At 34.9% G+C, this 12417-nt stretch carries 12 protein-coding genes; 6 read left to right on the top strand and 6 right to left on the bottom strand.

Translation table 11 applies throughout. The features are described from left to right. Positions 1-31 precede the first annotated feature (31 nt). The 4 genes from CXM95_RS18530 to CXM95_RS18515 form a co-directional block, all read right to left on the bottom strand. A complete protein-coding gene (locus CXM95_RS18530) occupies positions 32-1111 on the bottom strand; it encodes a hypothetical protein (protein ID WP_101699642.1) in 1080 nt (359 codons plus the stop codon). Between the two features lie 249 nt (positions 1112-1360). Beyond that, positions 1361-2083 carry an epoxyqueuosine reductase QueH gene (locus CXM95_RS18525; RefSeq protein ID WP_101699641.1) on the bottom strand — a complete coding sequence of 241 codons (723 nt, stop codon included), beginning with the start codon at positions 2081-2083 and terminating at the stop codon, positions 1361-1363. 105 nt (positions 2084-2188) lie between these two features. Continuing rightward, positions 2189-2476: a type III secretion system protein PrgN gene (locus CXM95_RS18520; RefSeq protein ID WP_101699640.1), complete on the bottom strand. Its 288-nt coding sequence runs from the start codon at positions 2474-2476 to the stop codon at positions 2189-2191. Positions 2477-2638: 162 nt separating this feature from the next. Continuing rightward, on the bottom strand, positions 2639-4138 hold the full coding sequence (locus CXM95_RS18515; protein WP_101699639.1) for a primase C-terminal domain-containing protein: 1500 nt from the start codon (positions 4136-4138) through the stop codon (positions 2639-2641). Between the two features lie 1131 nt (positions 4139-5269). On the opposite strand from CXM95_RS18515, the gene CXM95_RS18510 reads away from it, so the two are divergent. From CXM95_RS18510 to CXM95_RS18485, 6 genes are all read left to right on the top strand, one after another. Further along, a complete protein-coding gene (locus CXM95_RS18510; RefSeq protein ID WP_101699638.1) occupies positions 5270-5986 on the top strand; it encodes a replication initiation protein in 717 nt (238 codons plus the stop codon). A gap of 95 nt (positions 5987-6081) precedes the next feature. Beyond that, positions 6082-6894, top strand: coding sequence for a ParA family protein (locus CXM95_RS18505; protein WP_101699637.1), 813 nt, complete (start codon positions 6082-6084; stop codon positions 6892-6894). Continuing rightward, the gene (locus tag CXM95_RS18500) at positions 6894-7157 is read left to right on the top strand and encodes a hypothetical protein (RefSeq protein WP_074934961.1); all 264 of its coding nucleotides are present in this window, start codon (positions 6894-6896) and stop codon (positions 7155-7157) included. The genes CXM95_RS18505 and CXM95_RS18500 overlap by 1 nt, the downstream gene beginning before the upstream one ends. A 341-nt stretch (positions 7158-7498) precedes the next feature. Beyond that, positions 7499-8875: a Y-family DNA polymerase gene (locus CXM95_RS18495; RefSeq protein WP_101699636.1), complete on the top strand. Its 1377-nt coding sequence runs from the start codon at positions 7499-7501 to the stop codon at positions 8873-8875. After that, entirely contained in the window at positions 8859-9362 is a 504-nt protein-coding gene (locus CXM95_RS18490; RefSeq protein ID WP_101699635.1) for a hypothetical protein, read from the top strand. Before CXM95_RS18495 ends, CXM95_RS18490 begins: the two co-directional genes overlap by 17 nt. A 92-nt stretch (positions 9363-9454) precedes the next feature. Then, positions 9455-10042, top strand: a complete 588-nt coding sequence (locus CXM95_RS18485) for an SOS response-associated peptidase (protein ID WP_101699634.1) — start codon at positions 9455-9457, stop codon at positions 10040-10042. A gap of 227 nt (positions 10043-10269) precedes the next feature. On the opposite strand, the gene CXM95_RS18770 is transcribed toward CXM95_RS18485, so the two are convergent. Both CXM95_RS18770 and CXM95_RS18480 read right to left on the bottom strand, forming a co-directional pair. Beyond that, entirely contained in the window at positions 10270-10368 is a 99-nt protein-coding gene (locus tag CXM95_RS18770; protein ID WP_138372344.1) for a type I toxin-antitoxin system Fst family toxin, read from the bottom strand. Between the two features lie 84 nt (positions 10369-10452). Next, positions 10453-12369, bottom strand: a complete 1917-nt coding sequence (locus CXM95_RS18480; RefSeq protein WP_101699633.1) for a P-loop NTPase fold protein — start codon at positions 12367-12369, stop codon at positions 10453-10455. Positions 12370-12417 lie beyond the last annotated feature (48 nt).

The raw sequence follows: 12417 nt of genomic DNA, 5'->3' as shown, positions 1-12417 counted from the left end.
TCTACCGATTCTCTTTCGGCAGACTACAAAATTATTCTTCCACTCGGTTATATCCATATCCCTCATACAGCTGGACAACAGATTCAACCGAATAAGTTGAATCCTTAGTGTCTTTGATAGTTATAAGATCCGCAACATTCACCTTATTTTCTTCATCAAGGAACAAATCTGAAAAACCGATTATAGCAGTGAATTCCGTATTCAGCTTATTCTCGGTTCCACCATAATACCTCTTGACACTCAAAATTTTCACTAGATTTCCGTTGTTCGTTGCAGAATTAAAACTGAACTGTGAATCATTGCTATCCCTAACAAATTGACGATAAAATAGCCCTTCCTCTTTTATCTCATAACGAGATCCATAAGATTCTTCTGGATTCCAATCTTTATATGATCGATTTACTTCTTCATCAATCATACGTTTAATGTCATCTAAATTTGCAATATCAGTAGCCTTTTCGGCGACTTCATCTAATCCCTTAACTTCAAAACTAGGATCAAAATCATCATCCAAAAGATAGCCGTTATCTGCTAACCGATTCTCTAAATCTTCTGTTATTTCAATTTTCGCTAAATCACCGTTCTTAAATTTCCCATCATCGACTAGAGTAAATCCAAGATAACCTAACTCACCAGGGAGAGTATTATCAATTGTTGCAGACCCAAGCCCACTTACACCGTTAAAGTTGACAACCAAATGCTTTTCAAGCTCTTCTGTGGTTAACTTCTTAGCTTCATCAAGACCTTCAACCACAAACTCTTTATCGCCACCAGCTAAATTTTTAACTTTCGAAGAATCAATATCAAGAGTCAATGTAACACTATCCCCATTCGATAAATCGGAGCTTTTATCCAAGCTTATACCTAACATTTCTTCAAGTTGTTGATCATCATAATAGACGTTTTGACTTTCAAATTCTAACTCTTTATCATTCTCAATCAAATAATTGTGGAGTCTTTCATAATCCACTGAATAACTAGCAGTTCCTCTGGTATCTAAACCTCTAAAATTGACATCAACAAAATCCAACATCTCAATATTCCCTTGCCCACATCCCGAAAACAGAAAAACACTGACAACAGTCCCTAAAAACAAACAAAGCTTTTTCATCATTAACTCCTCACATTTTTCATAAAACCAACATTATTTTTAAATATTAATGATTTTATGATATTTTACTTTGATTATAACATAAGGTGTTAAGACGACAGAAAAATAATTTTAAAAATAATAGGGTGTTTTTATTAGAATTCCATCTAAATTATACTTGATCAACTATCTTCACCTTATAAAATCAAATACCTCAAGATATCAGATAAAAATTAAGAATAATATTAAATCTTTTTTTACCTAATCTCACTAACTCTTATTTTTTAGAAAATCATTAGCCTCTTTTTGAATCTGCTTTAAATCAATCCCCTGTTGAGAAGCAGCAAATAAACAACCGCAATAACATTGTCGATAAATATTGTAATCCCTACACATTTCAACAGATCGCTTATAACCATTATTTTTTTTGAAATCGCTAGGAAGATAATTAGTGTCAAAGAACTGTTGAATCTCAATTCCAATTTCATTTATTAACTGGCTATCTTTTTTTGGAGACAGAGTCAATGCACTTCCAAAATAATCATAATTTAATTCGCTGGCCTTTCGAGCAACAATGTCTAAACGCATCTGAAAACAACTAGCACACCGTTTGCCTCCTTCCGGTTCCATCTCTAAATGATTTTTTTTCACTAACCGAATAAACTCATTGGGCTCGTAAGGTGCTGCTAGAAATTGAACATTACTATCAGTTTTATCATTAAAAGCAGCAACAAATTGCTGCTGCACTATTTTTCGTCGCTCATATTCTGAACGTGGATGAATATTAGAATTAGCAAAATAAATAGTGATATCGGCAAAATCGTTCAAATATTCCAATGTATAAGTACTACATGGAGCACAACAGCTATGCAATAGAATTTTGGGTCGCTTTGATTCGACTTGCCACCGATCGATCATTTTTTTTAGAATTTTATCGTAATTTACTTTTTGATTTGAATTCATTGTTTTTAGAACATCAAGAATATTCAGCATTTATCTTCCTCAATATCATTCATTTTAGTTTTAGATACTAATCTAGCGCACTTTTTAAATTAATAGACAACACTACCTAAAAAACAGATAGCTTAGCTTGACCTATCAATCCACTTGCTCTTTCTTCTTTTTCGGAACAATACTTTTTAAAAATCTCTCCTCCAACACTAATAAATGACGATAAACATCATCCATTGACCACCCAGATGACAGACTTAAACAATAAACAAAGTTACAGGGCAATGATCCAACAGGACGATTCCTATAACACCAGGTGGCCACGGTACTTTGCTTATAATCATGTAACTCACAAAATTCCTCTACAGACATCCCTAGCTGCTTAATAATAAAAACAGAGACAGGATAAGGATAAACAAAAGTATTCACTGACATAGACGGTAAACCCCCTCAAGCGTATTATCGCGTATGTGATAATAATAGATCTCTGTGTAAAACCTGGCAAGCAAGACACTAGGCAAGAAGACAGCTCATAACCCAAAGAAAAGCCAAAAGTATCATAGATATAATGTAAAAGGCAGTTTGCGGGTTTTAATATTATCCAGAGTCGAGTTGCAATAAATCCATTTGTACGGCGGTTTTCTTAGGCTCTATCAGCTGTTTCAACGTCTCTTGTATAAATGTCCGTCCCAAGCCAAAGGCCTCAGAAATCGCATGGAAATACGCTTCTTGCACCTCTTTTTTAACTCGAATGATTGATCGCATCAATCCGTGAACAGAGGCTAATGTAATTCCGCCATTGCGGCCGGCCCGAACTCGGAAATAGATCTTATTTTCGTTCTTCAGTTGCTTCAGCACTTTATCAAGGGATCGTTCCGGAATCTTTAATTCTTCTCTCAACTCTTTTTTTGTAGAAACGATATAAGGTTTGTAGGTATAGGACTGTTCGTTCAAATAAGCCAGCAAATCAGCTGCCCACTCGTGACTATGAGAATACTTTCGTACGGCTCTTTCTTTCTTGAATTTCCACCAACCACGCTTTTTATTGAATAGCTGCTCTTCAGAGAGACTAGCATCGACCCACTCCTGGCACAATACAACAATTTTTTCTCTATGTGCGGCTTGATACTTTCCTGAATAAGCCGATCGAATAATCCTGGTCAGTTCTCGGTCAGTCAATGGACTTACTAATCGATCATTGAACTCAAGCATAGCTAACTCACACTCTTCGATTTCGTATCCTGAAGAAAAGTAGGCCAAAGACAGGGTAAATATGACGTTATTTCGGCCATAGATCCCCTTCTCTCCTTGAATTTTTTGACTCCGTAATAACAGCTGGAACCACGGCTCATCGACCTGACGAAACTCCTGGTTTGACGGCAAGACAAAGACATTCTTACTCTCAGAACTCTTGTCAGCATCCACTCTCATCGACCAATTGATCCACTCTTCGAAACTATGACGGTACTCTGGCTCAAAGAATAAGACACTCTCTTCTGTAGGAATACGAGTGATTCCAAAATGGTTTGCATTGACATCAACTGGAAATTCATAGTCATTCGCTAATTTGTTTCTCAAGTTATTGGAGATCATTTTAGCCACGTTGATCACTTTGAAGTTGGATTTCTTTGTTACATAGGCAGGTTTATCTAATACATAAAATGCCTGGTATCCATGAGTTGTCCGTAATACCATCGTTGGCATAAAGCCAAGCTCATTACTGGCCAGAATGATTTCTCCGTAATCAAAATTGGGGTCTAGCGTATCAAAATCAACAAAAAACGTATTAATCTGACGCAAATTGTCTTCAGAATGTCCCTTCGTGAACATTCTCCCTTCATCAGCATACGTCCCATAGCGAAAAACGTTAGGTGTCCAATGGCTAAACGAATTGTTATTCTCAATAATTCCTTCTTCAGAAGTGATTACTAAGCCGATTCCCTCAACCATATGTTCTTTTGAACGGTAAGCGAAAATAGCCCCTCTCCCCGTCTGATCGCTAAATGAGACCGGTTTAAGGCGGCTATTTTTGTATTTGAATTTACGAATACCGTTTTGTAAGATCGTTGAATAGACGACGTCTAAAGAAGCTGCCATGCTTACTAATCCTTTCTAAACAAAAAAGAGAACACAAATTGAACGATAATTTGTGTTCTCCCAACGGCTAGATATGTCAAAAAACTTTAAAGAAAGCATGACAAATAAGCATGTATATATTGAGTTGCCCGTCAAAAAATGGTAAAATAATTCCATAGGTTCGGATTACGAGTCCGAACAGAATTATCAAATTACATAAGTGGTTTCCAGCCACTTACACAATTCCGGAGACGAGCGAGAACACATAGTTTGTGTATGTGATTCAGAAAAATTAATGGGGTCCAAGCCATTAGTTTTTCCGTCTCTTTTTTTTATGTATTTTCTTCTCTCTCATCTTACCTTATCCATACAAAAAAAGTAAACTCCCTTTTTAATGGAATTTTTTATGCTATATGTATAAATAGCGTAAGAACAGTCTTTTTCCTCCCTCGAATATAGCATATCTTTTTCCATATCATTTTTTCGACTAAAAATCGTATTCTCACAGATATCTCTTTCACTGTGACTTCAACCTCCACGTTTCATAGAATATATTCCTTAACTAAACTACTTTAATATACATATATATGTTCATGTTTATGTATATAAATAAGTTCATAATGGAAAAATCTATGCTATCAATTCTGATCTTCAGCCTAAATACGATACTTTCGGAGCAATCAACACTATGGAATTTCTTATGCTATGTTTTAGTAGTGTCATCCCCATATATCATTTAAATGTACTTTATAGTAAATTTCCAATTTTAATTAGTACTAATTGATATTGGAAATTCATATGCTATTTTAAATCTTTGTCCTATTCTCAAGTAATATACTATTTAGTATATTCATCTTTCCTCACAAATAGTATATGTACATAAACATGTCCATAAATATATGTATCAATATGTTTATCACGTTATTCATATATACCAACACAAACATATGCATCAATATGTATTCCTTAAAAATCATAAACCTACTTACACTATGGGTAGTAAGCCATTCAAGTTGATAATTAGCACACTAAGAAGTTCTTTTCATAAGTACTAATCAATATATTTATATACATAAACATATTGATATACATAAACATGTGTGCTATAGTATAGGTATATAAAATCATATTAAATTGTAACGAGGTGTTTATATGGAAAATATTGTGCTATTTGATCTGAACGAAATAGACAACAAAAGGAATAAGACTCTTCAGAAATCCAATAGCTTGATTCAAAAAGCAAAACACACCTTATCCGCTAAAGAACTGACTTTAGTCGATTTTATGGTAACAAACATAAAAGAAACCGACGGTGACTTTTTTACAGTAGAAACATCTATAGCTGAATTAAATGAAATATGTAAATTTGGACAAGGTGGAGCTGCTCATCAAAATACTGAAAAAGCCTTATTAAATTTAGCTAATAAAGGGTTCTGGATAGAATTACCAGATGGCGCTAAAACAATCGGTCGTTGGCTTGACAAACCATACATCAAGAATGGAAAAGTCAAGTTGAGACTCGATTCTGATCTTGCTCCATATTTGTTGAATTTAGTTGAAGGGCAATCTACTAGACTATTTTTCCTAGACGTAGTGAATTTGAAAAGTATTCATGCAAAAAGGCTATACGAATATCTTCAGTCGTGTAAACCCAATAATGAAATATATCTTTCAGTAGAAGAAGTTAAAGAGCTATTTCAAAAGGAGCATCTTGAATGGTACAGAGTTCTTCAATATTTAAGGAAGGCTAAGGAAGATATAAATAACCTAACCACTATGAATATCGACTATGAATCTGTTAAAGAGGGGCGTACAACACTTGGCATTAAGGTGAGACACAAGAAAAAGGATTCAAAACTTATTAACTAGACCAAAACACGTCCATAAACATAGACATAAACATGTTTATGTCTATGTTTATGGATAATATAGTGACTAAATAACTTATTTAAAGGAGGAAAAAAATGTACACATTAACTGCAAACATTGAAAAAGGCGGAACAGGAAAGACGAGTACCCTTTATAATTTGGCAGAAAAGACAGCAGAGAAGGCCTCTGTATTGCTCATAGACCAAGACAAATCAGGAAACATATCAGATAGATATGGAAAGTATGATTTTGGTTTGCTAAAGGATGAAAACAAAATCTCAAATTTATATAGAGGAAATAACGTCGAACCTATTCATATTCACACTAATCTAGATTTGTTAGCTGGCGGCCCCGAGCTTGCAGAAATAGAAGACCTTATAAGGGACAAGCCGAATAATCGCTTAATTTTATTCTCCTGGTATGTAAATAATATCGAAGAACTTCAAAAAAAATATGATTATATTTTCATCGATACACACAACGATACAAGTTTAATAACCCAAAATGCTTGGGCAGTATCAGATGTTGTTTTAGGCGTTTCTGATCCCTCAATGGACGGTTTCAAAGCATTACTAAAACTAGGTAGAGATATTGATACTTTGCGTAAAGAATTAGTTGAGGTTCGATCGGGAGAGAGTTACTTAGTTGCCGAATATTACTTTATTGGTAACAAAGTCAAACATAATACTAATTCTAGTAAGGAATTCTTGGAGATCATTTCTAAAGAACCAAATTATTTAGGTTATATACCAGATAAAGAGCTAGTTAACACAGCTAATTTAGAAATGACGCCTTTAGCTGAACTTTCTAAAAACAAAGAACTGTACAATAAGCACAAAAACTTCTTCGATCATACTTGGGAAGTTTTCGGTACTATACTAAAAAAACTCAACGGAAGTGATAGATAATGGCAAATAGATTTGAAAAAGCAAAAAATACATTTGAAGAGGTACCATCTATTCCTAAAATAGAAAAATCGAATGCTGGTTTATTTGATAGTGCATTAAATCCAGCTGAAGAAGTGGAAAAAACAAAACCTTCTCAAATAACGCTTTATCCTTCAGACAAGAAAAAACTACAAATCCTTAAAAAGAAACTTAATCGCAAGTCTGCTTCAGAGGTAATTCGTGATTTGATTAACGCTGAGTATTCTAGACAATTTCCGGAGTAATACATAAAAGAAGTGTAAGCTTTTGCTTATGCTTCTTTTTTTATCCAAACACATATACGTGAATATGCCTGTGTTTATATACATGTGCTTGGATATGTTTATGTTTATATATATGTTTATAAACATATGTGTGTTTGAATATTTCTATGACTAATCGCTATTTTTCTAACTAAAACCAGCTGACTGTTAAGCTAACAATCGCTAATTAAATTGTAATTGAAAAATACCAATGGCAGTTCCAAGAAATTTTTTTATAACTCGTTCGCTTGACTTTATTTGCGAACGTATGTTCTAATACGTGTATATAAAATGTATCTTTTTTATAGAAAAGAGGCGTTACTATGGTTATGCAATTTGGTGCTAATCCACGGTTTGATTATACTAAGGAACCTTCCCGAGATATTCTTTGTATCGATTGCAAGTCCTTTTACTCGTCTGTAGAATGCGTTGAGAGAGGGTTAAATCCGCTGAAAACAAAGTTGGTAGTCATGTCTTATCCATCCGATAATCCAGCTGAACGAGGGAGCGGTTTGATCCTGGCATCAAGTCCTGCTGCTAAAAAAGCATACGGAATATCAAACGTCAGTCGGTCTCGTGATCTTCCATTCCCGTATCCGGAGGACTTGGTGATTGCACCGCCACGTATGGCACTTTATATGCGTAAAAACATGGAGATCAACAACATCTACAAAAAGTATGCAGACGAGCAGAATCACGCAGTTTACAGCATCGACGAGAGCTTTTTAGACGTCACTGACTCGTTAAGACTGTTTGGAGCAAAGAATGCTCGAGACTTAGCTAAAAAGATCCAAATCGACGTATATAAACAAACAGGAATCTATACTACGATCGGGATTGGTGATAATCCATTATTGGCAAAGTTTGCGTTAGACCTTGAAAGCAAAAAGAACACTGATATGAAAGCTGAGTGGCGATACGAGGACGTCCAGGAGAAGCTTTGGTCTGTCAAAGAAATAACAGATGTGTGGGGGATTGGCCGCCGTACAGCAATCAGATTGAACCGAATGGGCATATTTACTATGCATGATCTAGCACACGCAAATTATTATTTGCTGAAGCAGAATTTTGGCGTTTTAGGTACGCAGCTGTACGCAAATGCCTGGGGCATTGATCGATCATTCTTAGGCCAGAAATATACTCCCAAATCGAAATCTATCGGTAACAGTCAGGTTTTAAACCGCGATTATACCAAGAGAAAAGAGATTGAAATCGTCATAAAGGAAATGGCTGATCAAGTAGCAACTAGGTTACGTCGCGCAGGCGCAAAAGCTGAAGTTGTGTCACTTTGGATCGGGTTTTCCATGGGCTACGTCGATCGATCGCTGAAACGTGGTTTCCACCAGCAAATGAAAGTACCGGCCACAAACAGCAGCAAACAAATCTCTGGATACCTGCTTCAAATATTTGATAAGCATTATAAGTATCAGGATATCAGGAATATAGGAGTAAACTGCTCGAAACTCGTTTATTCTAATGCTCTACAGCTGGATCTCTTTGAGGATCCAGACGAGCAAGTAAAGGACTTGAAGGTGGATTATGTAGTTGATACTATCCGGAAGAAGTATGGCTTTAAATCGATTGTACATGCTAATAGCTTAATGGAGGGTGGACGTGCGATTGCTCGAAGCTCTTTAGTTGGTGGTCACGCAGGCGGCCTGTCCGGACTTGAAGGTGCAAGTCATGGTAAAGCGAACTAAGAAGAAGTTCCAAGACTATAATGAGTATCGCGATCGTCCTTTCGGCCTCAAGTGGGGGACTGCTTACGCAATGGACGAATTAATGAAGGGCGTAAAAGAGAATGAAGCTTGGGCAACCAAAGAAGTTGCAGGTCTTGACCTTATGACGCGCGAAAAGATAGACGCTATTCTATCTCAATCCTTTCTATATCATAAGCCTCTTTCCATTCAACTTAATACAAAAGACGAGTTCGGGCGATTCTTAGATCCGATAGAAGGATTATTTATCGGTGAAGCATATGAGGACTATTTTGTAATAAGCGATCGACAAATATTTTGGACAGACGTTCGTCACGTTGAAATTAAACAAGAAAAAAAATGGTTCGATATCGATTACTTTCGAAACAAGGGTTCTCCAGGTAAAATAGAAGAGAGGAAGAAAAAGAGAGATCCTGAAATTGAAATAATAAGAAATGAGTATTACCAACCGTTTATAGAAGACGATTAAAGAGGATTATCCATCTATAACGATTTAAAACGGCTTAGAATGGCCGTCTGACACACGCTTTTTATTAGAATATAGAAAATGGAGGGTATATTATGTGTGGTCGCTATTTTTTCGATCTATCATCAAATGAGCTGAAAAGTTATTATGATCAAGTCGCTCCGAATGCAACTAACAAGCACGTCCGAATCGGTTATAATGAAATTTTTCCATCAAATCATGTGGTAACCTTGGCCCTTAATCAGGAATCTAAAATAGTACCTGGGATCACTCGTTGGGGATTTGAAGGATTCAAAAAAGGGCAATTAATGATCAATGCACGATCTGAAACAGTGGAAGAAAAAAAGACGTTTTCTAAGCATTTCAAAGAGACACGTTGTGTATTTCCTATGTCTGGTTTTTACGAATGGAACCAGGAGAAGAAGAAAATTTTATTCTCAGCTGAAGACAATGATCTCTTGTATGTTGGTGGTTTTTATCGGATTCATAAAAATGGTGCCGGCTTTGAGACAGAATCAGTAATCATGACGACCATGCCTAGTAAATCTGTTGAACCTATTCACGATCGCATGCCTTTAATTATAAAGAAAAATGACATCAATAACTGGCTTTCAGATATAGAGTTTGCGAGAAACTACCTATCAACTGATATGCCGGAGTTAGCCCTGAGTGACGCTAAATAGGAGTACTTTCTGGTTTGCTGCTATTGATATTTCTTTGTAATTAGTATTCTTCACTAAAAGGGATACATCTTCTAAAGTAGATTTTCTCTTAATTATATGCTATACTAGTTTTGCGAAATGTGAAGATTTTGTTCAAGAGAAACACAAAAGCCAACCCTATTGCGAGTAGGGTTGGCTTTTTTTTCGTTCGTTGCGACTCCGAACGTGTGGGTTAGTGACAACTTGCTTTAGTTATCGTCTTTCTCGTCTAACCAACGAGAAATCATTTCCAGAACCAATCCGACAAAGACTGGTGCGATAACCAATGTGAAGATTTTATCTATCAAGAGAAGCACCCCCAATCGGGGCAAGTTGCCTTTTCAATTATATCAAATATTTATCAGCTGTTACCAATTTTATATTAATTTATTTCAAGAAAGGCTTATATTTAGCTGATTCTGGTACTCAATTGTGTATCCCAATTCTTTTAATTCGGCTAGTTTTGGCTTGATATTATCTAGGACTTCACCTATACCCTCAAGGTAGTTACTATAGACATCATTATATATACTTTCATAAGCAATAATATGTTTACTCTCGAAGTCTACTTTAATCAAATTCAGGACCTTCAAAACATTTAGATACTCTTTATGATTATCTTTGTAGATTAAGTCAAGAGCCTCCCAGTAATATTGGGGCCACTGGAACTTGAACCACCTGTCTTTTATCGTCAAATAAGTTAAAAAATAATACCTTTTCATCTTTCCTTCAATATATTCATCTGATTTTAAATTCAAATCAGGAAAGAACTCACTAAGTTTAAAATAACTAATTCTTAAATAGTATACATAGAAGTACAATCGTTGAGAGAGATCAAAAGTATAATCATTCAAAATTTTATCCCAATTTTCTATTTGTAATTGTGTGTTATTTGAATCGATTCGATTTATCACATCGCCCCTATATAGTACAATAAAATCATATATGAGATCTGACTTTTTATTATTACTGATCCCTAACAAACTTGCACTTAACAAACGTTCCTTTAGGTCTTCATCTAACTTTGAATAATTACGTCTAATATATTCTTGAACATCTGCCATTTTGGGATCATCCGAAATAATTGTTTCCTCTATATTTGAATTATCTAATAATGCTAAAACTTCTTCTTCTGGTAAGCTTAATACTTTTTCATATAAAATATATCCTTGCCTATTAGCAGTAAACGACCTTGGATACCCATCGGTTTCTGATAGTAATGAAACCAAATCTCCGATACTACTCTTAGTATCCTTTGACAAGCTGTCTAAACTTTTTCCTGCTACCAACTCTTGATAAATATCAGCATAAAACAGATACAAGTAAATGATAGCTAACTGCTGATTGATTTGAACAAAATCTTTTTTTGCTCTTTCAACTAACTCATGATTTACGTAGTAATTGAACATCTTCCGCTCTCTAAGATTTCTCTTTTCTGCAATAAAGATATCTGGTAAGGACTTACTTATTTGAATGGCAAACATTGACTCCAAGTGACTGAAATATGGTTCCCATATATTATTGGGATGTAAGTCATAAGGCAGTTCAATTTTTTGATCTATAATTTTTTGTAGGTATTTATCTTTATCTTTGAACTTTGAATAATCTCCAACAAAAATTACAGGTAGTCTCCTGTCTAAGCAATTGAACAGTTTGTATGCCTCTTCTTGATTAGTGGGACTTACTCGATCAAAATCATCAATAACAAGAACCTTATTCTTCATCAAAAATGTAGAAAATTCCTTTTGAAAGAAGCGATAATAGATTTCATCGGATTTATATTTAAAAAATTGCCACACTGCAACAAACAAAGCAATGATAGTTCCAACAAAAAATATAACTTGTGTAACAATCCCTTCTCCAAAAATATTTACCAAAAAACTTCCTATTCCTATATTAATTGCTGGAGTAATAAGAATCGATACTACAACACAACCGATAAGGAAAAGTCTATATAATGAATTTATTATTGGGTGTAGCAAAGAAAAGCTTATACTGATAACAGATCGTTCATCTTTTATGTTCCACAAATTTAAATAGACAAATTTTTTTTTCTTGGTATGTTTCTCCACCTCTTCCAAATAGTCAGATTTTCCTGTCCCCCACTCCCCATTTAAGAAGAACGTCAAATTATTTTCTAATAATCCAGCTAAATAAGCCGCTCTATCGCTTACATCAATATGATTTAACAGCTCAGATTCTTTGTCTTTTTTTTGGAATCGCGTTTTTCTGAATTCATCATATTTATTTAAAAACCCAACGAATACTAAGATAAGTATAACAATTATTATAATGAAAAAAGGTATCATGATATTCTGTCTCTTTCTTTAGTCATTTTTAAAATCTACTATCCGTCT

The sequence above is a fragment of the Enterococcus sp. CR-Ec1 genome (genome assembly GCF_002850555.1).
In the GTDB taxonomy this organism is placed as follows: domain Bacteria; phylum Bacillota; class Bacilli; order Lactobacillales; family Enterococcaceae; genus Enterococcus_D; species Enterococcus_D entomosocium.
The sequence above is the reverse complement of the archived record's forward strand: the minus strand, read 5'-3'. Positions and strand labels throughout refer to the sequence as shown.

What these genes read in the sequence shown, in the direction of transcription:
- CXM95_RS18530 (WP_101699642.1), bottom strand. Translation starts at nt 1,111, where the DNA reads ATGAAAAAGCTTTGTTTGTTTTTAGGGACTGTTGTCAGTGTTTTTCTG.
- CXM95_RS18525 (WP_101699641.1), bottom strand. Translation starts at nt 2,083, where the DNA reads ATGCTGAATATTCTTGATGTTCTAAAAACAATGAATTCAAATCAAAAA.
- CXM95_RS18520 (WP_101699640.1), bottom strand. Translation starts at nt 2,476, where the DNA reads ATGTCAGTGAATACTTTTGTTTATCCTTATCCTGTCTCTGTTTTTATT.
- CXM95_RS18515 (WP_101699639.1), bottom strand. Translation starts at nt 4,138, where the DNA reads ATGGCAGCTTCTTTAGACGTCGTCTATTCAACGATCTTACAAAACGGT.
- CXM95_RS18510 (WP_101699638.1), top strand. Translation starts at nt 5,270, where the DNA reads ATGGAAAATATTGTGCTATTTGATCTGAACGAAATAGACAACAAAAGG.
- CXM95_RS18505 (WP_101699637.1), top strand. Translation starts at nt 6,082, where the DNA reads ATGTACACATTAACTGCAAACATTGAAAAAGGCGGAACAGGAAAGACG.
- CXM95_RS18500 (WP_074934961.1), top strand. Translation starts at nt 6,894, where the DNA reads ATGGCAAATAGATTTGAAAAAGCAAAAAATACATTTGAAGAGGTACCA.
- CXM95_RS18495 (WP_101699636.1), top strand. Translation starts at nt 7,499, where the DNA reads ATGGTTATGCAATTTGGTGCTAATCCACGGTTTGATTATACTAAGGAA.
- CXM95_RS18490 (WP_101699635.1), top strand. Translation starts at nt 8,859, where the DNA reads ATGGTAAAGCGAACTAAGAAGAAGTTCCAAGACTATAATGAGTATCGC.
- CXM95_RS18485 (WP_101699634.1), top strand. Translation starts at nt 9,455, where the DNA reads ATGTGTGGTCGCTATTTTTTCGATCTATCATCAAATGAGCTGAAAAGT.
- CXM95_RS18480 (WP_101699633.1), bottom strand. Translation starts at nt 12,369, where the DNA reads ATGATACCTTTTTTCATTATAATAATTGTTATACTTATCTTAGTATTC.